Consider the following 26,237-nt stretch of genomic DNA (forward strand, 5'->3'; position numbering starts at 1 on the left):
GATGATGCTTCCCACACTCTTCGCCTCTGAAGGCGGCTTCGGTCTCAACCTCAACTTGTTTGAGACCAACCTCATCAACTTGGTCATCGTGATCGGGGTTTTGTATTGGTTCCTCAAGGGGTTCCTCGGTGGAATCCTCGAACGTCGTCGTCAGGCCATCCTCAAGGATCTTGAGGATTCCGAAGGTCGTCTGCGTCAGGCCACAGCCGAACTCGCGCGTGCCCAGGAAGACCTGGCCGCTGCGCAGCAGAAGGCGGAAAAAATCCGTGTTGACGGCAAGGCCCGTGCTGAAGCCATCCGCAAGGACGGTGAGCTCCGCACCATTCAGGCCATGGCAGCTCTCAAGCAGGATGCTTTGGCTGATTTGAACGCTGAAGGTGCACGCCTCACCGAGGAGCTTCGTCGCCAGGCCGCCCTTGCCGCCATCGACAAGGTGATGGCTGAACTCCCCGGACGTCTTGATGCAGCGGGCCAATCCCGTCTCATCGATTCCTCCATCAGCAATCTGGAGGACGCCTGATGCCCCTACTCAACACTCTGGCCACCCCTTACGCCGAAGCTCTGCTTCAGGTCACCGACGCCCGCAGCGAATCGGATGACGTGGCTGCCCAGTGCAAGGAGCTGCTTGCTCTCTGGGACTCCAGCGATTCGCTGCGTGAGGCCATGACCTCACCAGTGCTCGAGCCCGCTGCCAAGAAGAAGGCTCTCACTGAACTGCTCTCCGAGCAGGTCAAGCCTTCCCTGATGAATCTGCTCAAGGTTCTTGCTGACCGTCAACGTCTTGCGGCGTTCGATTCGGTGTTGCGCCGTTTCCTCGAGTTGTATCGGGACTCGCGCAACATCTCCTTGGCCCATGTGCGCTCGGCCCAGGCACTCACCGAAGCTCAGACAGCGTCGCTGACGGCCAAGGTGCAGTCCATGGTCGGCACCGGCACGGTCGAAATCGATCTGACCATCGACCCAAGCCTCATCGGTGGCTTTGTCGTGAACATCGGTTCTCAGGTCATCGATGCCAGCCTGTCTGGCCAGGTCCGCCGTCTGGGTCTTGCTCTCGCCAAGGCGAGCTGATCCCTTTCTTCACCCCTCCGCTCCTCCTTTCACGCCCTTTCCCAGGGATTACCCGCCATGGTTTCCATCCGTCCTGACGAGATCAGCGCCATCCTCAAACAGCAGATCGAGGACTACGACAAGTCCGTTTCGGTCAGCAACGTGGGCTCGGTTCTGCAGGTGGGCGACGGTATCGCCCGTGTGTACGGCCTCCAGCAGGTGATGGCCGGTGAATTGGTTGAGTTTGAAGACGGCACTGAAGGCATCGCCCTCAACCTTGAGGACGACAACGTCGGTGCCGTGCTGATGGGTGAAGGCCTCGGCATCCAAGAAGGCAGCACCGTTCGCGCCACCGGCAAGATCGCTTCTGTGCCTGTCGGCGACAGCCTTCTTGGCCGTGTGGTCAACCCCCTGGGCGTGCCTCTCGATGGCAAAGGTGATCTCGGCACCACCGAGACCCGTCTGATCGAATCCCCCGCTCCCGGAATCATTCAGCGGAAGTCGGTTCATGAGCCGATGCAGACCGGCATCACCGCGATCGACGCGATGATCCCAATCGGTCGTGGTCAGCGTGAGCTGATCATCGGTGACCGTCAGACCGGTAAAACCGCCATCGCCATTGACACCATCCTGAATCAGGCTGATCAGGACGTGGTCTGCGTCTATGTGGCCATCGGCCAGAAGGCGGCCTCTGTTGCTCAGGTGACCGAAGTCCTGCGTGAGCGTGGCGCCCTCGACTACACCGTGATCGTTGCGGCGAACGCATCCGAGCCCGCTGCTCTGCAGTATCTGGCTCCTTACACCGGTGCCTCCATCGCCGAGTACTTCATGTACAAGGGCAAGGCCACTCTGGTGATTTACGACGATCTCTCCAAGCAGGCTCAGGCGTATCGCCAGATGTCACTGCTGCTCCGTCGTCCGCCCGGTCGTGAGGCTTATCCCGGCGACGTCTTCTACTGCCATAGCCGTCTGCTGGAGCGTGCCGCCAAGCTGTCCGATGCCATGGGCAAGGGGTCGATGACCGCTCTGCCGATCATCGAAACCCAAGCTGGCGACGTGTCGGCCTACATCCCCACCAACGTGATTTCGATCACGGATGGTCAGGTGTTCCTGAGCTCCGACCTGTTCAACTCCGGTCTGCGTCCCGCCATCAACGTCGGTATTTCTGTGAGCCGCGTGGGTGGTGCAGCCCAGACCAAGGCCATCAAAAAGATTGCCGGCACCCTGAAGCTTGAGCTCGCTCAGTTCGACGAGCTGGCTGCGTTCTCCCAGTTCGCTTCCGATCTCGATGCTGCAACCCAGAAGCAGCTGGGCCGCGGCAAGCGTCTGCGTGAGCTGCTCAAGCAGCCTCAGTTCAGCCCCCTGGTGCTGGCTGAGCAGGTGGCCATCGTCTACGCCGGCGTCAAGGGTCTGATCGACGATGTTCCCGTCGAACAGGTGGTTCAGTTCTCCCGTGAACTGCGCGAGTACCTGAAGAGCAACAAGCCCGAGTTCATCAAGAAGATTCAGGACGAGAAAGTTCTCAGTCCCGAGGCTGAAACCATGCTGAAGGAGGCCATCTCCGAAGTGACCTCCACCATGCTGGCGACCGCCAACTGAGGTCTGAGGCATGGCAAATCTCAAAGAGATCCGAGACCGAATTAAATCGGTCAAGAACACCCGCAAGATCACCGAGGCCATGCGCCTCGTGGCTGCGGCCAAGGTTCGCCGCGCTCAAGAGCAGGTGTTGCGCAGCCGTCCCTTTGCGGACCGGCTTGCCCGCCTGCTGGAAAATCTTCAGACGCGCATGCAGTTTGAAGACGCGGATGCTCCTTTGATGGAGCAGCGCAATGTCGAGTCGATCACCCTCGTCGCGGTCACCGGCGACCGGGGTCTCTGCGGCGGTTACAACACCAACATCATCAAGCGCACCGAAGTGCGTTTCGCTGAGCTTCAGAGCAAGGGTTACAAGGTTGATCTGGTGCTGATTGGTCGCAAAGCCATCAGCTATTTCACCAACCGCAACTACCCGATTCAGGCCACCTTCACAGGCCTGGAGCAGGTGCCCACTGCTGATGAAGCCGGTTCCATCGCCAATGAAGTGTTTGCGGAGTTCCTCTCCGAAACCACCGACCGCGTTGAGATCATTTACACCAAGTTCATCAACTTGGTGAGCTGCAAGCCTGTCGTTCAGACTCTGCTGCCTCTCGATCCTCAGGGCATCGCAGAAGCGGATGATGAAATCTTCCGTCTCACCACCAAAGATGGTGAGCTGCGGGTGGAGTCGGGTTCGGCTCCTGCCAACACCCAGCCGGAGCTTCCCTCCGACATCGTGTTTGAGCAGAGCCCTGAGCAGCTCTTGAATGCACTGCTTCCTCTGTATCTGCAGAATCAGTTGCTGCGCTCTCTGCAGGAATCGGCAGCATCCGAACTGGCCAGCCGGATGACGGCGATGAACAACGCCAGCGACAATGCCAAGGCGCTCGCCAAGACGCTCACCCTGGATTACAACAAGGCACGTCAGGCTGCGATTACGCAGGAGATTCTCGAGGTGGCAGGTGGTGCTGCTGCTGTTGGTTGATCGCATCACAACCGTTTTTCTTCGCCGGTCCCAGGGCCGGCTTTTTTATTGCCGATCGCTTCAGTGGTCTTGAACGAGGATGGGGAGGCGGTGTCATCGCCTGCCCGTGGAGCTGCACCATCTGTTCCCCACCGTTGTTGCAACGGATCGCCTTGTTCTTGACCCGCTGGATCTGGCGGCTCAACTGCAGACGCTCCTGGCGATGCGGGGTGACGCTTCCAGCAATCCCGATGAGGGCTGCGCCTGGACCGGTGATCTCAATGGTGTGTGGCAGTTGCATGAGCACCCTGATTTTCGTGACCTGGCGGATCAGGTGACGACTCGCGTCTGGCGCTACCTGACGATGACGGGATTCGATGCCGATGGCCTCGATCTTCATCTGCAGCGCTGCTGGCCTGTGCTCAGCGAGTGGGGGCAAGTGGTCGGGCGTCACCACCATCCCAATGCGCATCTCAGTGCTGTTCTCTATCTCAGCGGTGACGGCAGCGGTGTGGATGGGCCGTTGTGTCTGCACGCGCCGCAGCAGCTCAACGAACTGGTTCCGGGTTTGGCTGTCGGCCATGGCGGGCCCATCACCCATGACCATCCCTGCAATCAGCCGGAATGGATGCTGTCCTCGGAACCGGGTTTGCTGGTGTTGTTCACGTCGCGGTTGCACCACAGCGTGGCGGCCAACGAGACGGAGGATGCGTTGCGAGTCTCCGTCAGTTTTGATTTCGTGCTGACTGCGCGTGCTGCAGACCGTCCTTCGGAATACATGTCGCCCCATCCCCACCAATGGCAGCGCTGCAAACGGCCCGTGCCCTGAGAGGATGCCATGCCTGGAACGTTCCCTGAAGGATGAGCGAATCAACGGTGGCCACCTACACAATCAGTGTTGAGTTGGATGGTCAGCAGCATCAGTTCCAGTGTCGTGCCGATCAGACCGTGCTCTCGGCGGCTGAGGCGGCTGGGGTGATGGTGCCCAGTTCCTGTTGTGCAGGGGTTTGCACCACCTGCGCCGCCCGCCTCAGTGAGGGTGAGGTGCATCAGCCGGATGCCATGGGAGTGAAGGAGGATCTGCGCAAGGACGGCTTCTCTCTCCTGTGTGTGGCCTATCCCCGTTCGGATCTGAAGGTGATCGCCGGTCAGGAAGATGCGCTCTATGAGGCCCAGTTCGGTCAGTACCAGAAGTGAAGCTGACGTCGCTCAGGCTTGATCTGATTCGGCCTGAGTACCAAGGGATCGTTGAGATGCGTCGCTGGGTGCATCAGCAGTTGCACCCCCACGGGCAGCCGCTGCGATGGGCGATCACAGGTCTTGCCGTCAATGCGGCTGGACAGCAGTGCGTACAGGTGGAGGCCGTTGTCCTCACACCAACGGTGGACACGCCGTGACACGACCACTTCCCACCCTGATGGTGGTTCCCACAGGGATCGGCTGTGAGATCGGCGGCTTTGCGGGCGATGCCTTGCCCAGTGCCCGCTGCCTGGCAGCAGCCAGCGGTTGTCTGATCACGCACCCGAACGTGATGAACGGTGCGGCCCTCTACTGGCGTGATCCCCGCATTCACTACGTCGAGGGATATGCCCTTGACCGTTTCGCAGCAGGTGATCTGCGGCTGCGTCCCGTGCGGCGTCAACGCATCGGATTGCTCCTGGATGCCGGCATCGAGGCTGATCTGCGCCAGCGGCATCTGCAGGTGGCCGATGGCTGTCGGGCCACACTCGGCTTGGAGATCGGCCCTGTAGTCACCAGCGATGTGCCGTTGGGGGTGACGCTGGAGCAGGGTGAGAGCGGTGCGAGCTGGGGCACCATGCAGCGACCGGATGCGTTGCTGCGAGCCGGAGAACGGCTCAAGGCTGCCGGTGCGACAGCCATCGCTGTGGTCGCACGTTTTCCGGAGGATTCCGACGCCACCGCACTGGAGGCCTACCGCCATGGTTCTGGCGTGGATGCTTTGGCGGGTGCTGAAGCGGTGATCAGTCATCTACTGGTCCGGCATCTGCAGCTCCCCTGTGCGCATGCACCGGCCCTAGGGGCGCTTCCTCTCGATCCTGATCTGGATCCCCGAGCGGCTGGAGAGGAACTTGGACACACCTTTCTTGCCTGTGTGCTGGTGGGCCTGGCCCAGGCGCCGTCGCTGGTGGCCGCCTCCGGTTCAGTTCATGCCGAGGATCTGGCGGCGGAGCAGCTCGGTGCCATGGTCGTGCCGGATGGTGCCTTGGGCGGGGAAGCGGTCCTCGCCTGTCTTGAGCGCCGTATTCCCGTGATTGCCGTTCACAACCCTGGCGTGCTGTCGGTGACGGCCGAGGCCTTGGCGTTAGGCGAGCAGGTGCTGAAGGCCTCCTCCTACGCCGAGGCAGCCGGGTTGCTGATGGCGCTGCGCGAGGGCATCGCGCCGCAGGCCTTGATGCGCCCTCTGCCTGGCTTGCGGGAGCTGAGCTGATGGCACGGGGGTTTGCTACGGCCGCTGCATCGTGTCCGTGTCCCTGCGGCAGCGGTGACACCCTCGACCATTGCTGCGGTCCTCTGCACCGTGGTGAACGCAAGGCTGCGACGGCGGAAGCGCTGATGCGCTCGCGTTACTCCGCCTATGCCCTTGGGAAGCTCGACTATCTGATCGCCACCCATCCCATGCCCTCTGAAGCACCTGCTCAACGGCGTCGTGAGCTGAAACAGAGCTGTCGCGACAGTCGATGGCGCGGTCTCAAGGTTCTGTCCACCGAGGCCGGTACAGCCGATGATCTGGAGGGCACCGTGCGTTTCGAGGCGGTCTTCTCGGCCGGGGGCCAGCGCTTTGTGCACCGTGAGACGTCGCTGTTCCAACGCCGCAATGGAGACCCCGAGGGTGATTGGCTTTACATCCGCGCGTTGGATTGACGCTTCAACGCAGGCAGGCCATCGGATGCCGTGGGGGGACGCCCAGGGCCTTGGCGACGCCGGGGTGACAGACCGCACCCTTGACGGTGTTCAGGCCTGAGAGCAACTCCGGCCGTTCGGTTACGGCTTCTTCCAGGCCGCGTCCGGCAATGCCGAGGATGTAGGGCAGCGTCACGCTCACCAGGGCTTCCGTGGATGTGAAGGGCACAGCGCCGGGCATATTGCCGACGGCGTAATGCTGCACACCGTGAATGCAGACCGTTGGATTCGTGTGTGTGGTCTCCCGGCTGGTGGCGACACAGCCCCCCTGATCGACGGCCACATCCACAATCGCCGAGCCGGGCTGCATCTGCCTGACCATCTCTTCATCCACCAGGGTGGGCGCCCGACCGCCGGGGGTCAGCACGGCACCGATCAGCAGGTCGGCTGTTGGCACCAGCCGCTCCAGCAAGCCGCGACTGCTCACCATGCTGATCAAGCGTCCACGGCGATCGACTTCCAGGCTGCGCAACCGCTCCGGCGATCGATCCAGCAGCAGCACTTCGGCATCCATGGCGGCGGCGAGCCGGGCGGCATTCCAGCCCACCGTGCCGGCACCCAGCACCACCACCTTCGCTGGACGGACGCCGGTGCAGCCTCCAATCAACACACCGCGCCCACCGTTCGGACGTTCCAGCAGGCGTGCACCCACCTGGGCTGCCAAGCGTCCGGCGATTTCGCTCATCGGCGCCAGCAGCGGCAGGCTGCCGTTTTCCAATTGCACCGTCTCATAGGCCACGCCCGTGGTGCCTGCATCTAGCAGTGCCTGCCCCACCTTGCTGTAGGCCGCCAGATGCAAATAGGTGAACAGCACCATGTCGTCCCGCAGCAGGCCGAACTCCTCCGGCTGAGGCTCCTTCACTTTCACCACCAGGTGGGCGCCCCAGGCCTCCTCGCGATCCACCAGGCGAGCGCCTGCGGAGGCGAAAGCGTCATCGCTGATTCCGGCTCCCGCCCCAGCACCATGCTGGATGCGCACCTCCAGGCCGTGGGTCACCAGTTCACGCACTGCATCGGGGGTGAGCGCTACCCGCTGCTCATCAGCTTTGATTTCGGTGGGCACGCCGATGGTGGCCATCGGTGCCGTCAGGACGGAATGGGCCATGGAGGGCGGAATCGTCCCTTCAATCTGGCTCAGACGGCCGCGATCGGCAGCCGCCAGCCGCTACCGAAGGCCTGGCTGCTCATCTTCAGCAGAGGAGCGGCCTGTCGGCGTTTGAATTCCGCGCGTCGGAACAGGCGTTCGATCCGCTCCACATCCCTGGGATCATGACCGGCTGCGACCAGCTGATCCCCGCTGAGCCGATGTTCGATCAGATCGATCAGCAACGGATCCAGCCGGTCGTAGTCGGGCAGCGAGTCGCTGTCCTTCTGGTCTGGGCGTAGCTCGGCGCTGGGCGGTTTCTCGAGAATCGCTGTTCCGATCAGTGCGCCCTCAGCGGGCAGGCCGAGCTCGCTGCGGCAGGGGCCTGCGGCGTCGCTTTCCAGCCAGCGGCATAGGGCGAACACGGTCGACTTGTAGAGATCGCCAATCACTGCGAGACCACCATTCATGTCGCCGTAAAGGGTGCAATAGCCCACGGCCAGTTCGGATTTGTTGCCGGTGGTGAGCAGCAGTTGTCCCTGTTGGTTGGCGACGGCCATCAGCAGCGTGCCGCGGATGCGCGACTGCAGATTTTCTGCGGTGACACCGCTGGGCGCGGCCTGGAGGGTGGGGGTCAAGGTCGTCTCAAAGCCTTCCATCAGGGTTTCGATCGGAACGATGGAATGGGCCAATCCCAGACGCTCGCTGAGCGTGAGTGCATCGGTGATCGATCCTGTGGAACTCCATGGCGATGGCATCAGCAGCGTCTGCACCTGCTCAGTGCCCAGCGCTGCGGCGGCAATCACCGCCACCAGCGCGGAGTCGATGCCTCCGCTGAGGCCGAGCAGGGCTTTGCCGAATCCACACTTTCCGGCGTAGTCCCTCACCCCTGTCACCAGAGATCGGAACAGCAGCTCCAGCTCGTCACTGGCTTTGTTTAGGCCTTCTTGGTCGGTAGCGCGTCCGGTGTTCAGGCTCTGGGCTGCTTGTGCCGCTCCCTCTGCATTCCAGGTTGCGGTGGTGGTCACACAGCTCGGTAGCTGCAGCAGCGGCGTCTCGCTGTTGCTTCCCATCACGAAGCTGGCGCCATCAAACACCAGTTCGTCGTTCCCCCCCACCTGGTTCACATAGACCACAGGGCAGCGCAGCCGCTGTGCAGCCCGGAAGGCCAGACGCTGCCGCAGTGCGGCCTTGCGACGTCCGAAGGGCGAGGCGGAGCAGTTGATCAGTAGGTCAATGTGTTGGTCGATCAGGCCCCCCACAGGATCCGGTCCCACCAGTCGGCGATCGTGCAGTTCGTCCTCCACCCAGAGGTCTTCGCAGATGGTGAGGCCAATCCGCCAGTCCCGTCCCCCCTGGCGCAGCGTGACGTGTGCACCTCCCTGGCTGGGGCGGAAGTAGCGCGTTTCATCGAACACGTCGTAGCTGGGCAGCAGCTGTTTGCGGGCTGCCACACGCCATCCTCCGGCCTCCACCAGTGCGAGGGCATTGAACAGCGATGGATGGAGGGAATCGTCTGCTGCATCCGCGAAGCCCACCAGCAAGGCCATGGCCGAACCACGGCTGGCCAGGCCCTTGCAGAGCGCTTCAAGGGCTTCCGTCTGTTGCTGAAGGTGAGCAGAGCTGAACAGGAGATCTCGCGGTGGATAGCCCCATAGCGACAGCTCCGGCGTCACCATCAGGGCCGGAGGCGTCGCTTCGGTGTCGATCACCTTGTCGACGGCCTGCAGGATGCGGTCGGCGTTGCCAAGCAGATCGCCCACCACAGGATTGATCTGAGCCAGGGCGACATGCATCGGCAGTCAGGCGGTGGGAAGGCTGTATCCGTAGAGATTGTGCTTCAGCAGCAGCGGCGTGAGGCTTTCGGGCACCTGGTCCCGTTCACCGGCTTGACGCACCTTGGAGCTGGCCGTGCCAGGGATGCTGAGCGGCAACACCTGCAGTCGGGCTCCCAACGCGTTCAGAGCGTTGAGCGCACTGTCCGCAAGAGGCCAGCCGTCTCGCGGCACGATGCCCAGATCGCAGTGCGACAGCCAGTCCCGGCTGTTTTTCCAGCTGGGGATCTGGGCGGCCAGATCACTGCCCACCACGAAACAAAAGCGTTGACCTGGCCAGCGGTTCCGCGCACGCTCCAGGGTGGTGATCGCATAGGGACTGCTGAGCTCCTGGGCCAGCTCCAGCCTTGGATCGGCGATGTGCTGCACCAGGGCTTGGAGCAAATCGCGTCGCATGCTCAGATCAGCCGAGTGCTGTTTCATCGGGTTGTCGCTGGCCCATGTGGCCACCCGGGGGTAGTGCTCCAGCAGGCCAGTCAACAGCGCCTGATGGCCACGAGTGGGAGGGTCGGCACTGGTGCCGAACAGGGCGATGTCAGCCATGGTCAGGGCAGCAGCGACGGCAGCGGCGGCCGCGATGGCGGCTGGGGCCAGTCCCGCATCAGCTGAAAGATGCCGTGGTCTGATCGCGCCAGTCGACGCAGCAACGTGGCAGGACCAGGTGGTTGGCGGCGGCCCCGACCTCGCTCCTCGAGCAACCAACGCGCTGTTAGACGTCCTGTGCGACGGGTGGTGTGAACAGCGAGTGCAGCCTGGGCGACCGCCACGGGTGCAGCCGGAGCCAGGGTGAGTCCTGCGCTGAAGGGAGCCGCCAACAACAGCAATTGCCGCAAGGAGCCGAGGGCCACCTGCAGGCCCAGTTGAGCACCGCCCAGCAAGGCGTTCTGTCCGCTCAACTGGCGCAGCAACCGACGGGCTGCCGGGCCCCCCAGGGGCAGGTCGTAGAGCTCGCACAGATGGCGGACAAGGGCGGCATCACAGGCCATGCCCCCCGCCAGATCCAGCAATATCAGGGGATTGGCAGCCACACCGGTGGCCTTGAGGGCGGCGTAACGACCGATCAAGCCCTGGGCTTCCCGACGTCGGCGTTGCAGACGCCCAGTTTCGAGCTGCTGCTGAATTTTGGCGGCCTGGCGAAGGGTATTCAGCAGCAGCAGGCTGTGGCCGTGCTGCTCCAGAAGGGTGTCCAGACAGATTTCCAGCGGCGCCACATCGGCGGGCTGCTGCCGGCTGCGGATGCGGCCATCGGGCCGCTGCTCAGCACGTCTTGGTGCGGCGGCGACGGCCAGGGGGGCAGGCAGCCCTGAGGGCAAACGACCGTGGATGCTGCGCAGCAGATCCGGCAGCTGATCGGTGGGCCAGCAGTCGCTGCGGTTGAGCACCGTGAGCACCGGTTTGCCCATTGCCTGCAGCGTTTCCAGGGCATCCAGTTCCACCCGGGTGATATCTCCATCCAGCACCAGCAGCACGAGGTCGGCATGCAGCGCGACGCGGGCGGCCAGGCGTGCCCGGGCCGGTGCATCGACCTCATCGATTCCTGGGGTGTCAACCAGTTCGACGGTTTGCAATCCGGGAATCGGACGTGGCCATGACACCGCCTGCTGATGGCGTGTGCAGCCATGGGCGACGTCAGTGGCCATCACGTCGCGACCCACCAGCGCATTAACCAGGCTGGACTTGCCAACACCCACTCGGCCGAACACCGCGATGCGCAGCCTGTGGCTGTCGAGTCGTTGCAGCTGAAGGTCCAGCAGCCGCAGCGCCCCTGAGAGCAAGCCCTGTTCCCGGGGAGTAAGGTCAAGTTGTGCACGCCACCCCAGCAGGCGGTCGCGGCACTGATCTCCGATGCCGCTCATGGCGCAACACCCGCGGCCGTTTTGCGCCACCACCCCGCCAGCACTGCCAGCACCGCCTCCGGGCCGATCACACCAACAAACCCACCGAACTCATCCACCACGACGCGAACACCGCTGTTGTCCCGTCGGAAGGCGGTGAGCAGGCGGTCGGCTCGGATCATTTCGGGGACGAACTCAGCCGGCTCACTCAGATCAGCCGGTGTGAGTTGTCCCTGACTGCGCACAAGGGCAGTGAGTAGGCGATCACGGCTGGCCACGCCCAGCACTTTGTCGACGGCGTCGCCCAGCACAACCCACCACTGGGCCTCATTGTCGAGCAGCTCAGCGCGCAGTTGTTCCAGACGGGTGGCCCCATCGAGGGTGGGCGCTGCCACACGGGGCGTCATCAGATCCCTTGCCGTGAGGTCATTAAGGAGAAACACCTTGGAAATCATCGCGGCCTCATCGGCCTCGATCTGCCCCTTCTGCGATCCAAGTTTTGCCAGCAGCCGGATCTCCTCCTCATCGGTGCTGATCTCGTTTTCCTCGGTAATGGCTGGAAGCAGTCGTTCCAGCAGCAGCACGATTGGGCGCATCATGACGCCAAGCCAGTGCAGCACTGGAGCACTCGCCAGGGAAACAGGCAGGGCCAGGCGGCTGCCAATCGCCTTAGGCAGGATCTCGCCCAGCAGAATCACCAACACCGTGAGGCTCACGGAGAAGAGCGGCAGCGCGATGCTGCCCGCACCCATTCGTTCGCTAAAGACAACGGAGGCATAGCCACCCAGCATCAAGCTTCCAAAGATGTTGAAGCCGTTGTTGGCGATTACCAATACGGAGAGCGTCCGTCCCAGTCGCTGGCGAAGCTGAGCCAGTCGGCGGGCGCCGGTGACCGGACGGGGGCGGGCCGCGAGTTCATGCACGCGCACGGGATTCACCGTGAGCAACGCCGCTTCAACGCCAGAGCACAGCGCCGATCCGGTCAGCACCACCACCACGAGCAGCAGAAGGATGAGCAGGTCGGAGGTCATGCCAAGACGCTTTCCCTGCCATCCTGACGTTTCTCCGGTGACCTGTCTCTGCCGTGGCTGTACTCGCTCCTGTTTTTGATGCTCAGGTCTTCGCAGACCGCCGCAGGCGGTTCATGGCCGAACTCGGTGGGGCTGCTGCGGTTATTCCCGCTTCAACGTTGGTCACCCACCATGCCGACACCGAGTGGCCGTTCCGCCAGAACAGTGATTTCTGGTACCTCACGGGTCTGGATGAGCCTGATGCGGTGGCACTGTTTCTGCCCCACCGTCCCGAGGGTGAACGGTTCGTTTTGTTCGTGAATCCCAGGGAGCCCTCCGCTGAGGTCTGGACCGGGCGCCGCTGGGGTTGTGAAGGTGCCGTCGACCGTTTCGGTGCCGATTGTGCGCATCCCCGCATCGAGCTGGATGCCTTACTGCCGCAGTACCTGGAGGGCGCTGAGGGGATTGCCTACCGCATCGGCAGTCATCCGCTGGTGGAGCCGCTGGTGCTACGCGCCTGGGCGACGCAGCTGGACCGGGCACCGCGCACCGGCCGTGCGGCGTTGGCGTTGGTGGCGCCTTGTCCGCTGCTGCATCGCATGCGTCTGCGTAAGGAGCCCTCGGAGCTGGAGAGGATGCGCGAGGCCTGCAAAATCGCCGCCTCTGCCCATGAGCTGGCCAGAGCTGCCGTTCGACCGGGCATGACGGAGCGTCAGGTGCAGGCTTTGATTGAACAGCACTTCCTCGAGCATGGAGCCCGTGGTGCTGCTTATAGCTCCATCGTTGCGGGCGGAGACAACGCTTGCGTTCTGCATTACATCGACAACCGAGACACGCTCCAGGAGGGAGACCTGCTGTTGATCGATGCCGGTTGTTCGCTGCCGGATTATTACAACAGCGACATCACGCGCACCTTCCCCGTCGGTGGTCGTTTCACCGGTGAGCAGCGTGAGCTCTATTCGCTGGTGCTCGCTGCGCAGGAAGCGGCAATCGCCAGCGTCCATCCAGGCCAGACGGCCGAAGATGTGCACGCCACAGCCGTTCGGGTGATGGTGGAAGGGCTCGTGGACCTAGGCCTGCTCCTCGGGGATGTGGATGGCTTGATCGAACAGGGGGCTTATCGCCATCTCTATATGCACCGCACTGGTCACTGGTTGGGTCTCGATGTGCACGATGTGGGCGCTTACCGCCTCGGTGAGCATCACGTTGAGCTGGAGCCCGGCATGGTGCTCACGGTGGAGCCCGGCCTCTACGTGAGTGATCGTCTGGCGGTCCCCGAAGGACAGCCGCCTATCGACGATCGCTGGAAGGGCATCGGCATCCGCATTGAGGACGATGTGGCGGTCCGTGATCGTGAGGATGTGGCCTGTGGCCATGAAGTGCTCAGTGTGGAGGCTTTGAAGGCAGTGCAGGCCATGGAGCGCTAACGCATGCCAGGTCAAGCGTGAGCCAGCCCAGGCACACCTCCGGCTGCATCAGCTCGCTGCTCATCACCACCGGCGCCGATACGCAGAGCGAGTATCAAAAGCCCTGTTCGCATGTCCTGGACATCCTGAGACCAGTGCGGTGTGCTGGTCGTGGAATCCGGAGGTTCCTCTCCCGTTGGCCCGATCCTCAGCGTCCTGTCTGCCGTTCCAGCCATTGCGTGGCTGAGCGGGTGTCAGGAAGGATTTGGTCGGCTCCGGCATCGCGCAGTTGCTGCTCGTAGGCCCTGCGTTCAGGACTGCCTGGCCGAAGATGAGGGGGCGCGACCGCGAGGCTGATCCAGCGGCGCTCAGTACAGGCGCTGCGTGCGTTGACCACGGTTTGCACATCAGCAACTGTGTCGCCCAGGTAGGCGACGGTCCCGCCGGATTCGTCACTCAACAGGTTGTTGCTGAGCTGAATCAAGCCGCGCGGATCCGGCTTATCGGGTGCATCACCCATGGCGATCAGCGGCGGTGTTGCCAGCCTGAGACGCTGCTCCAGCACGAAGCGGGCTGATGGCGGTTCGGCACCGCTGACGAAGCCCCAGGTCCATCCCAGGTTGTGGATCGCGCTGAAGAAATCAGCGCTTACCAGCAGCGGTTCATCGCGGATGAAACCCTTCCAACCGCTGGGATCACCATCGGGATCACCACCAAAATAGAAGTTGCTGAAGATCTCGATCAGCGCCTGGCGTTTGGGGAGAGGGGCCCCATGTCTGCGCAGGAGTTCAAGACTGGCATCCCAGTCGTTGTTCCAGCATCCTTCTCCCTTGAGGGCATCTATGGCCGAGGGGCTCGGCCTCCAGCCGCTGTAGTGCTCCACGGTGGACTGAAGTGCTTTGCGGTAGCTGCCAGCCACATCGCGGATCACTCCGTCGATGTCAAACAGCAGCAGTTGACTCATGACTGGTCGCCGAATCAGGAACAGGGTTATGGCGGCTGGTAGGTTAGTTGTTTGTCCTTGATTCTTGAGCGCTGACACCATGACGGTTTCCGAAGGCGCTGCCGTCGACCAGGAGGTCACCGCCGAGGCAGCGACAGCTGATCAGGCTCCCCAGAGCACCAGCAGCGACGCTGATCAGCAGCAAGAGCCAAAGGAAGGCCGTCCGGTGATGCGTGGCGGTAACGCCGCCCTCGCTTCCGCCACCATCGACGCTGACGGTGTGCCCTCCGGCTACACCCCAAAGGCTGATGAAGGTCGCTTCCTTCTGAAGATCCTCTGGCTGCCCGACAACGTGGCACTGGCTGTCGATCAGATCGTCGGTGGCGGTCCGAGCCCTCTCACCGCCTACTTCTTCTGGCCCCGTGAGGATGCGTGGGAAACCCTCAAGAGTGAGCTGGAAGGCAAGAGCTGGATCACCGACAACGAGCGTGTCGAAGTACTGAACAAGGCCACTGAGGTGATTAATTACTGGCAAGAAGAAGGCAAGGGCAAGAGCCTCGATGACGCGAAGCTCAAGTTTCCCGACGTCACCTTCTGCGGCACTGCCTGATTTGTTGGTTCAGGGTCTTTCCGCCACGACCTGCATCAGCAGGTCGTTTTTTTTTGTCTGGTGGTTCAGAGTTGAGCACGAACCGTCTGAAATCATGCGCTGATGGAGAACGATGATCCAGTCATTACGCGCACGAACTGGACTCCGCTTGCCTTGCGTGGACACAGTTGGCCGACGCATCGCCTGGTTATTGATGAGGCTGGGGGTTGGGCGGAGTTGCGACCCAATGTTCCGCTGAACAGGCCGCTGTTGATCCTGAGTGAGGTCAGTGGACTGGTGTTATTGATCTGGCAATTCATCACGGATGGGCAGGGATCAGCCTTCGCGTTGCTAACGATTCTGTTGATTGCCACGCCTATTTTTGGCTTCACCCTGCGCACAGTGGTCTTTGATTTTCGATCAGGCTGGTTTTGGGAACAACGACTGGTTGCACCTTCGAAGCGCTTAGTGGAGGGTCGTCTTTCAAGCATCCATGCCGTTCAAGTGATTCCTGAACGGGTTTTTACTGGCGATACCTACGGGATGACTTATCGGCGCACATTTTTTATGAGTTATGAACTGAATCTGGTCAATCATCGTGGCGGGCGACTGAATCTGATTGATCACGCCATCTTGAGTTGGCTGCGGCAGGATGCGCACAGGCTGGCGCAGTTCCTAGATGTTCCGGTGTGGGACATCACCTGGGATTCGGACAATGCTCAGACCATGAACGAACTCAAAAAGCAGGTGTTGGACAATATCCGCTAATTAATTCAAGTCAAAAAAAATCCGGGAACTGGCGTTCCCGGAAGTGAACCAAGGGTTTTCAATCCAATGATTCAGTCTTGATTCTTGGCGGCCTGGGCTCGAGCACGGGCGCGATCGAGACTCTGTTGAGCTTTGACTTTCTCTGCGGACGCAGGTTGACCTTCCATCTTGCTCACAGCACTGCGCGCGGCCTGGAGCTCACTGTCTGCAGTGCTGCTGTCGATGGATGTGCCCAGCTCCGCTGAGTTCACCAGGATGGTGACATCATCAGCTTCAACTTCGGCAAACCCGCCCATCAAGGCAATGCATTGCCAGGTGCCTTGATCGCGGACGCGCAGCACACCCACGTCAAGCGCTGCCAGAAGGGAGACGTGACCTGGAAGGATGCCGAGTTGGCCGGTGGTGCTGGGCAGGATCACCTCATCGGCAGGGCCGTCGAACACGCTCTGGTTGGGTGCCAGCACGCGGAGGGTGAGGGACATGGGGAAGGAGAGCTTGGTGGAGGAGCGGTGGCGCTGAGTGGAACAACGGGGAGCATAAACTCATGCTCCCCGGATGATCACTTGGCTTCTTCAGCGATCTTGGCGGCCTTGGCCTTAACTTCCTCGATGTTGCCCACGAGGTAGAAAGCCTGCTCGGGCAGGTGGTCGAGCTCACCAGCCAGGATCTGGTTGAAACCGCTGATGGTTTCTTCCAGCTTCACGTACTTGCCAGGCATGCCGGTGAAGATCTCAGCCACGAAGAAGGGCTGGGACAGGAATTTCTCGATCTTGCGAGCGCGATCAACGGTCTGACGGTCGTCTTCGGAGAGTTCGTCGAGACCCAGGATGGCGATGATGTCCTGAAGTTCCTTGTAACGCTGCAGGGTGGACTGCACGGCACGGGCGGTGCGGTAGTGCTCGTCCCCAACGACAGCCGGCTGAAGCATGGTGCTGGTGGAATCCAGAGGGTCCACAGCGGGATAGATGCCCTTGGAAGCCAGGGCACGGTTCAGAACCGTGGTGGCGTCCAGGTGAGCAAAAGTGGTGGCCGGTGCCGGGTCGGTGAGGTCGTCAGCAGGCACGTAAACGGCTTGGATCGAAGTGATCGAACCTTCCACGGTGGAGGCAACACGCTCCTGAAGCGCGCCCACGTCGGTGCCCAGGGTGGGCTGGTAGCCCACAGCGGATGGCATACGGCCCAGCAGTGCGGACACTTCGGAGCCGGCCTGGACGAAGCGGAAGATGTTGTCGACAAACAGCAGCACGTCCTGCTTGTTCACGTCACGGAAGTGCTCAGCCATGGTCAGAGCGGAGAGACCCACGCGCATGCGGGCGCCGGGGGGCTCATTCATCTGGCCGTAGCAGAGGGCCACCTTCGACTTGGACAGGTCTTCGGAGTTGATCACTCCGGACTCCTTGAACTCCTCGTAGAGGTCGTTGCCCTCACGGGTGCGCTCACCCACACCGCCGAAGACAGAGACGCCGCCGTGTTCTTTCGCGATGTTGTTGATCAGCTCCTGAATCAACACGGTTTTGCCCACACCGGCACCACCGAACAGACCGACCTTGCCGCCCTGGCGATAGGGAGCCAGAAGGTCAATCACCTTGATCCCGGTTTCAAACACCTTGGGCTTGGTTTCGAGCTCGGTGAGCTTCGGAGCTTCTCGGTGGATTGGGGCGGTCTCGGAGGTGGTGACGGGACCCTGCTCGTCGACAGGCTCACCCAGCACGTTGAAAATGCGGCCGAGGGTGGCTTCACCCACGGGAACGGAGATGGCAGCGCCGGTGTCGACGGCTTCCATGCCACGGACCAGACCATCCGTGCCACTCATGGCCACGGCGCGAACTCGGTGATCGCCCAGCAGTTGTTGCACTTCGGCGGTCAGGGCCACGTTCTGGCCTGCAGGATTCTTGCCTTCGATGCGTAACGCGTTGAGGATTTTGGGCAGCTTGCCGGCGGGGAATTCCACGTCCAACACCGGGCCAATCACCTGGCGGACAACGCCTTTGGTACCGGCGGAAGCGGGAGCAGCAGCGGCCATAAGTAAGGAAATGTGTGAGGGAGGCGGGTAAAGCTTTCCCTTCCTGAGCGGCGCAACGATACCACCGCCGCGGTTGATCCCAAGGGGGTTCGGTCACCCGCACGCCTGGCGCATGGTCGGAAGGCGAAGCCCGGTCATAGGTTGGCAATCGTCGACCTTGAGTGCCAGCTCGAGTCGAATTGGCGCCAATGCGCCTTGTCCCTGCTCCTGCAAGAACCCATGGCTGCTGTTTCCCTCAGCGTCTCCACCGTTAAGCCCCTCGGCGATCGCGTATTCGTCAAGGTCTCTGAATCTGAAGAGAAGACCGCCGGTGGCATCCTTCTTCCCGACACCGCCAAAGAAAAGCCCCAGGTGGGTGAGGTGGTTCAGGTCGGACCCGGCAAGCGCAACGACGACGGATCCCGTCAGGCTCCCGAAGTTGGCGTGGGCGACAAGGTCCTCTACAGCAAGTACGCCGGTACCGACATCAAGCTCGGCAGCGATGAGTACGTGTTGCTATCCGAGAAGGACATCCTCGCCGTCGTCAACTGATCGGTTTGCGTCTGTCCGTTCCATGAACGGCAGCTGTTTGTTGTTCCCATTCCACTGATTTCCTGCCTCCCATGGCTAAGCGCATCATTTACAACGAGAACGCCCGTCGCGCGCTCGAAAAAGGCATCGACATCCTTGCTGAGTCCGTCGCCGTGACACTCGGCCCCAAGGGTCGCAACGTGGTGCTGGAGAAGAAATTCGGTGCTCCTCAGATCATTAACGATGGTGTGACCATCGCCAAAGAGATCGAACTCGAGGATCACATCGAAAACACCGGCGTGGCCCTGATCCGTCAGGCTGCCTCCAAGACCAATGATGCCGCTGGCGATGGCACCACCACGGCCACCGTTCTGGCCCATGCCATGGTCAAAGCCGGTCTGCGCAACGTCGCTGCCGGTGCCAATGCCATCACCCTGAAGAAGGGCATTGATAAGGCTTCCGAGTTCCTGGTTGAGAAGATCAAGGAAAACGCCAAGCCGATCGCCGACAGCAATGCCATCGCTCAGGTGGGCACCATCTCCGCCGGCAACGACGAAGAAGTGGGTCGGATGATCGCCGACGCCATGAACAAAGTCGGCAAAGAAGGTGTGATTTCCCTGGAAGAAGGCAAGTCGATGACCACCGAACTGGAGGTCACCGAAGGCATGCGCTTCGACAAGGGCTACATCTCCCCTTACTTCGCCACCGACACCGAGCGGATGGAAGCCGTCCTGGACGAGCCCTACATCCTTCTCACCGACAAGAAAATCGGTCTGGTGCAGGACCTGGTGCCCGTGCTGGAGCAGATCGCCCGCACCGGTAAGCCTCTGCTGATCATCGCTGAAGACATCGAGAAGGAAGCCCTGGCGACCCTCGTGGTCAACCGTCTGCGTGGCGTGCTGAATGTGGCCGCCGTGAAGGCTCCTGGTTTCGGTGATCGTCGCAAGGCGATGCTGGAAGACATGGCTGTTCTGACCAATGGTCAGCTGATCACTGAAGACGCCGGTCTGAAGCTGGAGAACGCCAAGATCGAGATGCTGGGTACCGCCCGTCGCGTCACGATCAACAAGGACACCACCACCATCGTCGCCGAAGGCAACGATGTGGCTGTGAAGGCCCGCTGCGAGCAGATCCGTAAGCAGATGGACGAAACCGAGTCCACCTATGACAAGGAGAAGCTGCAGGAGCGTCTGGCCAAGCTGGCCGGTGGTGTGGCTGTGGTGAAGGTGGGTGCAGCCACCGAAACCGAGATGAAGGACAAGAAGCTTCGCCTCGAAGATGCCATCAATGCCACCAAGGCGGCTGTTGAAGAAGGCATCGTTCCTGGTGGTGGCACCACCCTGGCCCACCTGGCGCCTGCACTGGAAGAGTGGGCAGCTGCCAACCTCAGTGGTGAAGAGCTGATCGGTGCCAACATCGTGGCGTCTGCTCTGACGGCGCCTCTGATGCGCATCGCCGAAAACGCCGGTGTCAACGGAGCTGTGGTGGCTGAGAACGTGAAGGCCAAGGCCTTCAACGACGGCTACAACGCAGCCAACGGTGAGTATGTCGACATGCTCGCAGCCGGCATCGTGGATCCCGCCAAGGTGACACGTTCCGGAATGCAGAACGCGGCATCCATCGCTGGCATGGTGCTGACCACCGAGTGCATCGTGGCTGACATGCCTGAGAAGAAGGAAGCAGCTCCTGCCGGCGGCGGCATGGGCGGCGGCGACTTCGACTACTGATCCCAACGCCTGTGGCCGCCAAGCATTGGGCGGACAGTTCAGCCCCCGTGTCAACGGGGGCTTTTTCATGCTTGTGTTGCAATGGAAGGCCTTTTCTTTGGCCTTCCATGTTTTACCGGCGCTGGATTCGTGAATTCACGGAATTCTTCTTTCAGAAGGGCAACGCCTTGAATCTGGCCATCGCGGTGGTGGTTGGCAGACAGTTTCAGCAGATCGTCGATGCGCTCACCAAGGATTTGCTGATGCCCCTGCTCAATCCCTTGATCCGTCAAGGTGATTGGGAGACCTGGGGTATCCCCTTCGGAGGCGGCGAGCTGTTGATCGGCCACGCCCTGAATGTGGTCTTGAATTCCATCCTGGTGGGCTGGGCGCTGTTCATGATCGTCAAGGCGATCAATCGCTCCCAGCGCCTGGCAGAAGAAGGAATCAACAAGGTTCGCCCTCGGCCGTCAACCGAATCCGATCTTTGATTCACACCCACGGGGCTGTGGCCAATGCAGCCCCCTTGCAAGCTGTGGGCTCGGCTTGACTCTCCCGCTTAGCTCAACCAGCCTGCGCTCAGGATCACGGCGAGTGTCAGGAAGATGGCCAGTGTGGTCCAGGTGAAGCGGTTGAGCGTCGCCTCAGCACTGCTCGCGCTGGTGAACGATGAACTGCCACTGGCGGCAAGGCCTCCCATGCCGTCCCCCTTCGGGCTATGGAGGAGCACAAACAGAATCAGAAGCAGCCCGCTGCCGATCCAAATCCAGGAGAGGACGGTAGTAATCATTCCCTAATTTTATGCGGAGGTGGCTCAGGCCGGCTGAGGCAGGCGAGCCGTTGAGGGCACAGCCGTGTCGATCGGTTCAATCAGGGTGCTTCCGGTCATCGCCGCAGGTTTGTCGAGATCCAGGAGCTGAAGCAGGGTCGGGGCGATGTCCGCCAGACCACCGTTCTCTCTCAGTCGGATGGCATTTCCCATACCAGGCACCTTGCGGCGCTCTCCCTCAACAAGGATCAACGGCACGGGGTTGGTGGTGTGCGCCGTCCAGGCCTGACCGTCGTCACCTTGCATCCGCTCGGCATTGCCGTGGTCGGCGGTGATCATCAGTGTTCCTCCCATGCGGCCGACCGCATCCAGGAGTCTGCCGATGCAGTGATCCACCGTTTGAATAGCCTCGGTGGCCGCTTCCATGACGCCGGTGTGCCCCACCATGTCTGGATTTGCGTAGTTAATCACCACCAGTGAATACACCCCTTGTTCAATCGCGTCGATGCAGCTGTCGGTGAGGGTGTTCGCAGCCATGGCCGGAGCCTGGTCGTAGGTGGCCACACGAGGGGAGGGCACGAGATGGCGGTCTTCTCCCTTGAGAGGTTGCTCCACTCCGCCATTCATGAAGTAGGTGACGTGCGGGTACTTTTCGGTTTCGGCCGTGCGGTACTGACGTAAACCTTGAGCGGACACCACATGTCCCAACAGGTCGTCGAGCGATTCGGGTGGGAAGGCGACCTCCACGGGCAGGGTCGCTTCGTATTGGGTGAAAGTCACCACATCCAGCTCAGGCCGTTGGGGACGCTCAAACCCATCGAAGGTCTCGCGAACGAGGGACTGAACGATTTGGCGCGCCCGATCGGGTCTGAAGTTGAACATCAGCAGCGCGTCTCCATCCTTGAGGTAGCTGTCGGCCAGCCGGATGGGTTCCACAAACTCATCGGTGATTTCGCTGGCATAGCTGGCCTCCAGGGCCTCGGTGGCCGAGAGCGGATTCACCGGCACCTCTGGGTTGGTCAGCAGGTCATAGGCCTTTTCTGTGCGCTCCCAGCGCTGATCTCGGTCCATCGCCCAGTAGCGGCCGCACAAGCTCACGATGCGGCCGACGCCGCTCGAGGCGATGGCGTTCTCAATCTGTTTCAGGTACCCCGGCCCGCTCTGGGTGGGCGTATCGCGTCCATCGGTGACCGCATGAATGGCGACATTGTTGAGGCCTTGGTCAGCGGCCCAGTGGAGCAACCCGCAGAGGTGATCCACATGGCTGTGAACGCCGCCATCGGAGCAGAGTCCGAGCAGGTGCAGCGTCCCACCATTGGTGCGCAGACGTCCTGCTAGAGCCTGCAGGCTGGGGACGGCGTCCAGTTGCTTCTCGCGGACCGTATCGCCGATCCGAACCAACTCCTGGCGAATGATCCGACCAGCGCCGATGGTGAGGTGACCGACTTCGGAGTTGCCCATTTGGCCATCGGGTAAGCCCACATGGGAGCCGCTGGCCTGAATCAATGTCTGGGGATATGCGTGCCGCAGCGCATCCATCACGGGTGTCTCTGCTGAACGGATCGCGTTGTGATCGGTGTCGCTGCGCTCGCCCCATCCATCAAGAATGGCCAGCACAACGGGTGCCACGGCCCGATCCTTGAGTGGACTTCGCTTATCACTCTCAGCAACGGTCAAAACGCTCTATCCGTTCTTAAGGCCTTCTCCAGAATCCAAAGCTACCTCCGGACCCCTCTCTCAGGGAATGCTTGTGCGCCGAACAGTCAGCTTTTGCATATCTGAAGGCCAAAAATCGGCATAAAGTCTCTTCTTCCATCGCTTCGGTCATGGTGTCACCCGGGAATGGTGAGCGAATCGAGATTCTTTCCGCCGATGACGTCAGGAGAACTCTGTCCAGGCTGGCCTCACAGGTTCTCGAATGTGTTGGCGGAGTTGAGCAGCTTGTACTGCTGGGAATTCCCACCCGTGGGGTTCAGCTTTCGGCGGTGCTTGCGCAGTGTCTGGAGGAGCAGAGCGGTCATCCGGTGGCGCAAGGAAGTTTGGATCCCACCTTTCACCGCGATGATCTAGAGCGGGTAGCGATGCGTCCCGTGCAGGCCACCGATCTTCCTGTCAGCGTCGAAGGACGCGATGTGCTTCTGGTCGACGATGTGATTTTCACAGGCCGGACAATCCGTGCCGCCCTTGAAGCGATTCAGGCCTGGGGGCGACCAAGACGAGTTCTGTTGCTTGTCATGGTCGACCGTGGCCATCGCGAACTGCCGATTCAGCCAGACTTCTGCGGACGTTCAGTCCCCACGCGGCGCACGGAAAGCATCGAGCTGCGTTTGCTGGATGTGGATGGGGAGGAAGGCGTTTTCCTCCGCAGCCTTCAGGAAGCGGACTGAAGTTCGTCGTCACGGAAGTGGGCTTTGTAGCGACCGAAGGCCACGATCACAGGGAGCGTCGGGCTGATCGGACGACCCTTCCATTCCGAAAGCACGTTGACGACGTCACCCTCGCTCCCTTTCATATCGAAAGCCTCGCCCCGATGCTGAGGGTGGTTGTAGACGATCACTGATGAGGTCACCACGACCTTGTCACCCGGCTGCATGCGCGATTGATCCCAATGCGGCACATCCTGTCACGGCTGCTTCGCTCATGGCGGCTTCGCTCACGGCTGCTTTGCTCACGGCTGCTCCGCCCTGCAGAGGCTCTCGGGACCTTCTTCCACCAGAACGCCGCCCAGATCGGAGCAACCTGCAACGAACGCACTCCAGGGATCCATCCCACTGGCCAGACGATCTTCGACGGCTGCATTCAGGCGCGCTCCATCGACGGTATGGGCAGGGAGGCTTCCATGGCTGTGGTGTTCCTGCAGGTCCCGGAGACTCTGAATCGCCAGCTCCACCTCCTGGCGCAGGGGCAGCGCATGGGTCTGCCACCAGGGATGATCCAGCTGATTGAGCACGCTGAGCGCTTCCCACCACTGCTGCCGCTCCACCTTGCTCTTCAGACGCTCATGGTCGATGCGATTGCGGTTCCAGGTTTCGCGCAGACTGTCGCTGAGTTGGCTGCCGGGTCGCTGACCTTTGAGTTCAAGCGGCTGGAGCGTGGCCAGCGCTGCGTCGAGATCGCCGGCTCGGAACTGTTCCAAGGCACGAGACTGCAACCGTTTGCGCCATTGGCTCAAGCGCTCACGATCCCTGTTGCGTTCTGTCTCCGAGCCAACCTCTGAAATCACTAGCTGCGACTGCAGCTGAAGCGCCTTGGCGCTTTCTCCGGCTTCCCAGGCCAGTTCCGCTTGGCGGCGTCGACACACCGCCTGTTCCGTCGGGGCATCCTGCGCCAGCCAGCGCAGGGCCGCCAGCTGCTCTCCGTAGCGCAGACACGCTTCGAAATCACTGCGGGAGGCCGCGTCTCGTAGGCGCTCCGGCAGTTGCTGTTCCCACCAGTACGCAACCCCGCACAAACCTGCCACACCACTCAATGTGGCGAACAACCAGAGACGTGGCAGGTGGCGGCGAAGCGCCAAGGCTGGACGGCAAATATCAACCTTTCTATGGATGACGCTTTGAGCGCACACGCCTCTGTGGACGGCCCGCTCACCGCACGGTGCCGAGAACCTGCCGCTCCAATGGGGCTCCTGTGCGCAGATCGTCTCCCTCCAGGATCAGCTCGGCCTTGTCATTCAGGTGAAAACGCAGTTTCAGGCAGTCTTCACCGGGTTGCCCAGGAGGCACCAGTGGCAGCTCACAGGTGATGCCGTCACGGCGGTTGACGTTGGTCCAGCTTTCGCTGGTTTCCAGCACCTGCGGCAGACCGTCGACCATCACCACTTCGTGGCGCATGTGTGGTTGCGCTTCCCCCAGAACCAGTTCAACAATTGTCTGGTCAGGGTTGCTGGCGCTCAGAACGAGCTCCAGCGGCTGGCTCGAAGGCCAGGGCTGGCCACGCATAAACAAGGGGTGCCAGTGATGGGCATGGCTGCGTCGGTTCCAGCAGCGCAATGAAATTCCTTTCTGGAGCAGATCTTGCAGGCGCACTCCAGGCGTGAGGCTCAGGGCCCCTTTGGCAACGGCCGCCATGGGTGGTGGGGTGAGCATCGGTGTCGAGGGCAGGGCCTGCTCCAGCCACTGCTTCAGCTGGGGTAGGTGGGCCCCGCCGCCCACCAGTACGACAGCATCCAGATCCTCACGGCGGCAGCCCTTGAGTTCGGCCTCCTTCAGGGTTTGCTCCAGCAGCCCTTCGAGTGCTGTGAATAATCCCCGATCGCTCAGCAGCTGACTGAAGGTCTGTCGGTCCATGCGCAGCTGCACAGGGTGTTCTAAATCCCTGCTGCTCGCTAGTTCGATGAGTGTTTCACGCTCGGATCGATCGCTGTCGCTCAGCCGACACTTCAGGCGTTCCGCTGCATTGAGCAGTGCGATTAGCCCATCGCCCTCACCAGGCAGTCCTTCCGGTTGCAATGCATCGAGGATCCAGCGGTCGAAATCCCGACCTCCGAGGTTGATTCCTGCTTTCCCCAGCACTGTTGCCTGTCGCAGGGTCTGACGGCTGTCCCTCAGGTCTTTTCCGCGAAAGCGAAGAAGCTGAGCCAAGGGCGCCGCACGGCCTTCTCCCCCCTCGAGGGCCACCAACGACAGGTCAAGGGTGCCCCCCCCAAGATCCACCACCAAGAGCTTGGATCCCGCCGCAAGGCCTGCACCCAGAGCCGCGGCTGTGGGCTCATCCACGAGCGCAACCTCACCCACATCCATGGGGGCACAGGCTTGAACAAGCCAGTCGCAATAGGCAGCTCCCTGGTCCACAGGGGCGGTGAGCACCAGGCGTTCGATGGTGAGTTCAGGAGGCATGCGCTTCCAGATCTCAAGAAGCAGTCGAGCACCAGCCTGCTCAGGACTCAAACGATGCGACGTCGTCTCGGCGATTGCGGCTTGACCGATCTGTCGTTTGAAGTCGCGATGCAACTGGGGGGCATCGCGCTCATTCAGGCCCCCTTCGAGCACCTGACGACCCACCAGAACCGCTCCGTCACCAGCATGTTCGGCCCAGATCAGAGATGGGACCGACCCTTGTTCGCGCGAGATGGCGGGCAGCTCGAGCAGTTCGATCTGCGCCTGGTTGGCGCGTTGGAAGGCCACCACCGTGGTGGAGCTGCCAAGGTCGATGGCCAGGGTTCCGATGCAAGCGGGTGGATCGGAAAGATGAAGGTTTTGTTCGCCAGCAGGGGTCTTGACCACCGCTATGGGCAGGTTGGGGACAGGTCGAG

Annotated in this window: 29 protein-coding genes; 16 read left to right on the forward strand and 13 right to left on the reverse strand. The window is 61.6% G+C overall.

Annotated features, from left to right (window positions below):
- Position 1: 1 nt before the first annotated feature.
- From SynA1825c_RS03575 to SynA1825c_RS03615, 9 genes are all read left to right on the forward strand, one after another.
- The gene (locus SynA1825c_RS03575) at positions 2 to 520 is read left to right on the forward strand and encodes a F0F1 ATP synthase subunit B (protein ID WP_255477050.1); all 519 of its coding nucleotides are present in this window, start codon (positions 2 to 4) and stop codon (positions 518 to 520) included.
- Complete coding sequence (atpH, locus tag SynA1825c_RS03580) at positions 520 to 1,068, forward strand: ATP synthase F1 subunit delta (RefSeq protein WP_186470314.1); 549 nt, start codon at positions 520 to 522, stop codon at positions 1,066 to 1,068. Before SynA1825c_RS03575 ends, atpH begins: the two co-directional genes overlap by 1 nt.
- 57 nt (positions 1,069 to 1,125) lie before the next feature.
- A complete protein-coding gene (atpA, locus tag SynA1825c_RS03585; protein WP_186470315.1) occupies positions 1,126 to 2,646 on the forward strand; it encodes a F0F1 ATP synthase subunit alpha in 1,521 nt (506 codons plus the stop codon).
- Positions 2,647 to 2,656: 10 nt separating this feature from the next.
- Positions 2,657 to 3,607, forward strand: a complete 951-nt coding sequence (locus SynA1825c_RS03590; protein WP_186470316.1) for a F0F1 ATP synthase subunit gamma — start codon at positions 2,657 to 2,659, stop codon at positions 3,605 to 3,607.
- 106 nt (positions 3,608 to 3,713) lie between these two features.
- Entirely contained in the window at positions 3,714 to 4,415 is a 702-nt protein-coding gene (locus tag SynA1825c_RS03595) for a TIGR02466 family protein (protein WP_255478443.1), read from the forward strand.
- 32 nt (positions 4,416 to 4,447) lie between these two features.
- Complete coding sequence (locus tag SynA1825c_RS03600; RefSeq protein WP_186470318.1) at positions 4,448 to 4,783, forward strand: 2Fe-2S iron-sulfur cluster-binding protein; 336 nt, start codon at positions 4,448 to 4,450, stop codon at positions 4,781 to 4,783.
- Positions 4,780 to 4,983, forward strand: coding sequence for a hypothetical protein (locus tag SynA1825c_RS03605; protein ID WP_186471254.1), 204 nt, complete (start codon positions 4,780 to 4,782; stop codon positions 4,981 to 4,983). The genes SynA1825c_RS03600 and SynA1825c_RS03605 overlap by 4 nt, the downstream gene beginning before the upstream one ends.
- 20 nt (positions 4,984 to 5,003) lie before the next feature.
- Positions 5,004 to 6,035, forward strand: coding sequence for a DUF3326 domain-containing protein (locus SynA1825c_RS03610; protein WP_186470996.1), 1,032 nt, complete (start codon positions 5,004 to 5,006; stop codon positions 6,033 to 6,035).
- Positions 6,035 to 6,469 (forward strand): YchJ family protein, encoded by a 435-nt coding sequence (locus tag SynA1825c_RS03615; protein ID WP_186470319.1) that lies wholly within the window; start codon positions 6,035 to 6,037, stop codon positions 6,467 to 6,469. Before SynA1825c_RS03610 ends, SynA1825c_RS03615 begins: the two co-directional genes overlap by 1 nt.
- A 4-nt stretch (positions 6,470 to 6,473) precedes the next feature.
- On the opposite strand, the gene ald is transcribed toward SynA1825c_RS03615, so the two are convergent.
- Genes ald through SynA1825c_RS03640 form a run of 5 tightly spaced genes read right to left on the reverse strand, consistent with a single transcriptional unit; the run spans position 6,474 to position 12,293 of the window.
- Positions 6,474 to 7,613, reverse strand: a complete 1,140-nt coding sequence (ald, locus tag SynA1825c_RS03620; protein WP_186470320.1) for an alanine dehydrogenase — start codon at positions 7,611 to 7,613, stop codon at positions 6,474 to 6,476.
- 29 nt (positions 7,614 to 7,642) lie between these two features.
- A complete protein-coding gene (locus SynA1825c_RS03625; protein WP_186470321.1) occupies positions 7,643 to 9,388 on the reverse strand; it encodes an NAD+ synthase in 1,746 nt (581 codons plus the stop codon).
- A gap of 6 nt (positions 9,389 to 9,394) precedes the next feature.
- Complete coding sequence (locus tag SynA1825c_RS03630) at positions 9,395 to 9,970, reverse strand: nicotinate-nucleotide adenylyltransferase (RefSeq protein WP_186470322.1); 576 nt, start codon at positions 9,968 to 9,970, stop codon at positions 9,395 to 9,397.
- Positions 9,971 to 9,972: 2 nt separating this feature from the next.
- Positions 9,973 to 11,283, reverse strand: a complete 1,311-nt coding sequence (locus tag SynA1825c_RS03635) for a GTP-binding protein (RefSeq protein WP_186470323.1) — start codon at positions 11,281 to 11,283, stop codon at positions 9,973 to 9,975.
- Positions 11,280 to 12,293, reverse strand: coding sequence for a CNNM domain-containing protein (locus SynA1825c_RS03640; RefSeq protein WP_186470324.1), 1,014 nt, complete (start codon positions 12,291 to 12,293; stop codon positions 11,280 to 11,282). Before SynA1825c_RS03640 ends, SynA1825c_RS03635 begins: the two co-directional genes overlap by 4 nt.
- Before the next feature lie 53 nt (positions 12,294 to 12,346).
- Here SynA1825c_RS03640 and SynA1825c_RS03645 point away from each other — a divergent pair, with 53 nt between their 5' ends.
- Positions 12,347 to 13,699, forward strand: a complete 1,353-nt coding sequence (locus tag SynA1825c_RS03645; RefSeq protein ID WP_255478444.1) for an aminopeptidase P N-terminal domain-containing protein — start codon at positions 12,347 to 12,349, stop codon at positions 13,697 to 13,699.
- A 187-nt stretch (positions 13,700 to 13,886) separates the two neighbouring features.
- Here the strand turns inward: SynA1825c_RS03645 and SynA1825c_RS03650 are convergent, their stop codons facing one another.
- Positions 13,887 to 14,642 (reverse strand): TIGR01548 family HAD-type hydrolase, encoded by a 756-nt coding sequence (locus SynA1825c_RS03650; protein WP_186470325.1) that lies wholly within the window; start codon positions 14,640 to 14,642, stop codon positions 13,887 to 13,889.
- A gap of 79 nt (positions 14,643 to 14,721) precedes the next feature.
- Here SynA1825c_RS03650 and SynA1825c_RS03655 point away from each other — a divergent pair, with 79 nt between their 5' ends.
- Both SynA1825c_RS03655 and SynA1825c_RS03660 read left to right on the forward strand, forming a co-directional pair.
- Positions 14,722 to 15,231, forward strand: coding sequence for a 30S ribosomal protein PSRP-3 (locus SynA1825c_RS03655; protein WP_186470326.1), 510 nt, complete (start codon positions 14,722 to 14,724; stop codon positions 15,229 to 15,231).
- A gap of 102 nt (positions 15,232 to 15,333) precedes the next feature.
- Positions 15,334 to 15,978 (forward strand): hypothetical protein, encoded by a 645-nt coding sequence (locus SynA1825c_RS03660; RefSeq protein ID WP_186470327.1) that lies wholly within the window; start codon positions 15,334 to 15,336, stop codon positions 15,976 to 15,978.
- A 71-nt stretch (positions 15,979 to 16,049) separates the two neighbouring features.
- Here the strand turns inward: SynA1825c_RS03660 and atpC are convergent, their stop codons facing one another.
- Positions 16,050 to 16,460: an ATP synthase F1 subunit epsilon gene (gene atpC / locus SynA1825c_RS03665; RefSeq protein ID WP_186470328.1), complete on the reverse strand. Its 411-nt coding sequence runs from the start codon at positions 16,458 to 16,460 to the stop codon at positions 16,050 to 16,052.
- 77 nt (positions 16,461 to 16,537) lie between these two features.
- The gene (gene atpD / locus SynA1825c_RS03670) at positions 16,538 to 18,001 is read right to left on the reverse strand and encodes a F0F1 ATP synthase subunit beta (RefSeq protein ID WP_186470329.1); all 1,464 of its coding nucleotides are present in this window, start codon (positions 17,999 to 18,001) and stop codon (positions 16,538 to 16,540) included.
- Between the two features lie 219 nt (positions 18,002 to 18,220).
- On the opposite strand from atpD, the gene groES reads away from it, so the two are divergent.
- The 3 genes from groES to SynA1825c_RS03685 all read left to right on the forward strand — a co-directional run bounded on the left by groES (position 18,221) and on the right by SynA1825c_RS03685 (position 20,708).
- Positions 18,221 to 18,532, forward strand: a complete 312-nt coding sequence (gene groES / locus SynA1825c_RS03675) for a co-chaperone GroES (RefSeq protein ID WP_006850452.1) — start codon at positions 18,221 to 18,223, stop codon at positions 18,530 to 18,532.
- Positions 18,533 to 18,603: 71 nt separating this feature from the next.
- Positions 18,604 to 20,238: a chaperonin GroEL gene (gene groL, locus SynA1825c_RS03680; RefSeq protein ID WP_186470330.1), complete on the forward strand. Its 1,635-nt coding sequence runs from the start codon at positions 18,604 to 18,606 to the stop codon at positions 20,236 to 20,238.
- 107 nt (positions 20,239 to 20,345) lie between these two features.
- On the forward strand, positions 20,346 to 20,708 hold the full coding sequence (locus SynA1825c_RS03685) for an MscL family protein (protein WP_186470331.1): 363 nt from the start codon (positions 20,346 to 20,348) through the stop codon (positions 20,706 to 20,708).
- 68 nt (positions 20,709 to 20,776) lie between these two features.
- Here SynA1825c_RS03685 and secG read toward each other — a convergent pair whose 3' ends face one another.
- Entirely contained in the window at positions 20,777 to 21,007 is a 231-nt protein-coding gene (gene secG, locus SynA1825c_RS03690; protein WP_186470332.1) for a preprotein translocase subunit SecG, read from the reverse strand.
- 24 nt (positions 21,008 to 21,031) lie between these two features.
- Positions 21,032 to 22,615 (reverse strand): 2,3-bisphosphoglycerate-independent phosphoglycerate mutase, encoded by a 1,584-nt coding sequence (gpmI, locus tag SynA1825c_RS03695; protein ID WP_255477053.1) that lies wholly within the window; start codon positions 22,613 to 22,615, stop codon positions 21,032 to 21,034.
- A gap of 197 nt (positions 22,616 to 22,812) precedes the next feature.
- Between gpmI and pyrR the strand changes: the two genes are divergently transcribed.
- Positions 22,813 to 23,373, forward strand: a complete 561-nt coding sequence (gene pyrR, locus SynA1825c_RS03700) for a bifunctional pyr operon transcriptional regulator/uracil phosphoribosyltransferase PyrR (RefSeq protein WP_186470334.1) — start codon at positions 22,813 to 22,815, stop codon at positions 23,371 to 23,373.
- Here the strand turns inward: pyrR and SynA1825c_RS03705 are convergent.
- The 3 genes from SynA1825c_RS03705 to SynA1825c_RS03715 all read right to left on the reverse strand — a co-directional run bounded on the left by SynA1825c_RS03705 (position 23,358) and on the right by SynA1825c_RS03715 (position 26,214).
- Entirely contained in the window at positions 23,358 to 23,579 is a 222-nt protein-coding gene (locus SynA1825c_RS03705) for a ferredoxin-thioredoxin reductase variable chain (protein WP_186470335.1), read from the reverse strand. The genes pyrR and SynA1825c_RS03705 overlap by 16 nt on opposite strands.
- A gap of 75 nt (positions 23,580 to 23,654) precedes the next feature.
- On the reverse strand, positions 23,655 to 24,500 hold the full coding sequence (locus SynA1825c_RS03710; protein ID WP_186470336.1) for a hypothetical protein: 846 nt from the start codon (positions 24,498 to 24,500) through the stop codon (positions 23,655 to 23,657).
- A 70-nt stretch (positions 24,501 to 24,570) separates the two neighbouring features.
- Positions 24,571 to 26,214 carry an Hsp70 family protein gene (locus SynA1825c_RS03715; RefSeq protein ID WP_186470998.1) on the reverse strand — a complete coding sequence of 548 codons (1,644 nt, stop codon included), beginning with the start codon at positions 26,212 to 26,214 and terminating at the stop codon, positions 24,571 to 24,573.
- Between the last annotated feature and the right edge of the window lie 23 nt (positions 26,215 to 26,237).

This window comes from Synechococcus sp. A18-25c, from assembly GCF_014280035.1.
Classification (GTDB): domain Bacteria; phylum Cyanobacteriota; class Cyanobacteriia; order PCC-6307; family Cyanobiaceae; genus Synechococcus_C.

Bases quoted from the DNA above. Each gene is read 5' to 3' on its own strand.
- SynA1825c_RS03575 (WP_255477050.1), top strand. From the start codon at position 2: ATGATGCTTCCCACACTCTTCGCCTCTGAAGGCGGCTTCGGTCTCAAC.
- atpH (WP_186470314.1), top strand. From the start codon at position 520: ATGCCCCTACTCAACACTCTGGCCACCCCTTACGCCGAAGCTCTGCTT.
- atpA (WP_186470315.1), top strand. From the start codon at position 1,126: ATGGTTTCCATCCGTCCTGACGAGATCAGCGCCATCCTCAAACAGCAG.
- SynA1825c_RS03590 (WP_186470316.1), top strand. From the start codon at position 2,657: ATGGCAAATCTCAAAGAGATCCGAGACCGAATTAAATCGGTCAAGAAC.
- SynA1825c_RS03600 (WP_186470318.1), top strand. From the start codon at position 4,448: ATGAGCGAATCAACGGTGGCCACCTACACAATCAGTGTTGAGTTGGAT.
- SynA1825c_RS03610 (WP_186470996.1), top strand. From the start codon at position 5,004: ATGGTGGTTCCCACAGGGATCGGCTGTGAGATCGGCGGCTTTGCGGGC.
- SynA1825c_RS03615 (WP_186470319.1), top strand. From the start codon at position 6,035: ATGGCACGGGGGTTTGCTACGGCCGCTGCATCGTGTCCGTGTCCCTGC.
- ald (WP_186470320.1), bottom strand. From the start codon at position 7,613: ATGGCCCATTCCGTCCTGACGGCACCGATGGCCACCATCGGCGTGCCC.
- SynA1825c_RS03625 (WP_186470321.1), bottom strand. From the start codon at position 9,388: ATGCATGTCGCCCTGGCTCAGATCAATCCTGTGGTGGGCGATCTGCTT.
- SynA1825c_RS03630 (WP_186470322.1), bottom strand. From the start codon at position 9,970: ATGGCTGACATCGCCCTGTTCGGCACCAGTGCCGACCCTCCCACTCGT.
- SynA1825c_RS03635 (WP_186470323.1), bottom strand. From the start codon at position 11,283: ATGAGCGGCATCGGAGATCAGTGCCGCGACCGCCTGCTGGGGTGGCGT.
- SynA1825c_RS03640 (WP_186470324.1), bottom strand. From the start codon at position 12,293: ATGACCTCCGACCTGCTCATCCTTCTGCTGCTCGTGGTGGTGGTGCTG.
- SynA1825c_RS03650 (WP_186470325.1), bottom strand. From the start codon at position 14,642: ATGAGTCAACTGCTGCTGTTTGACATCGACGGAGTGATCCGCGATGTG.
- SynA1825c_RS03655 (WP_186470326.1), top strand. From the start codon at position 14,722: ATGACGGTTTCCGAAGGCGCTGCCGTCGACCAGGAGGTCACCGCCGAG.
- SynA1825c_RS03660 (WP_186470327.1), top strand. From the start codon at position 15,334: ATGGAGAACGATGATCCAGTCATTACGCGCACGAACTGGACTCCGCTT.
- atpC (WP_186470328.1), bottom strand. From the start codon at position 16,460: ATGTCCCTCACCCTCCGCGTGCTGGCACCCAACCAGAGCGTGTTCGAC.
- atpD (WP_186470329.1), bottom strand. From the start codon at position 18,001: ATGGCCGCTGCTGCTCCCGCTTCCGCCGGTACCAAAGGCGTTGTCCGC.
- groES (WP_006850452.1), top strand. From the start codon at position 18,221: ATGGCTGCTGTTTCCCTCAGCGTCTCCACCGTTAAGCCCCTCGGCGAT.
- groL (WP_186470330.1), top strand. From the start codon at position 18,604: ATGGCTAAGCGCATCATTTACAACGAGAACGCCCGTCGCGCGCTCGAA.
- SynA1825c_RS03685 (WP_186470331.1), top strand. From the start codon at position 20,346: ATGTTTTACCGGCGCTGGATTCGTGAATTCACGGAATTCTTCTTTCAG.
- secG (WP_186470332.1), bottom strand. From the start codon at position 21,007: ATGATTACTACCGTCCTCTCCTGGATTTGGATCGGCAGCGGGCTGCTT.
- pyrR (WP_186470334.1), top strand. From the start codon at position 22,813: ATGGTGTCACCCGGGAATGGTGAGCGAATCGAGATTCTTTCCGCCGAT.
- SynA1825c_RS03705 (WP_186470335.1), bottom strand. From the start codon at position 23,579: ATGCAGCCGGGTGACAAGGTCGTGGTGACCTCATCAGTGATCGTCTAC.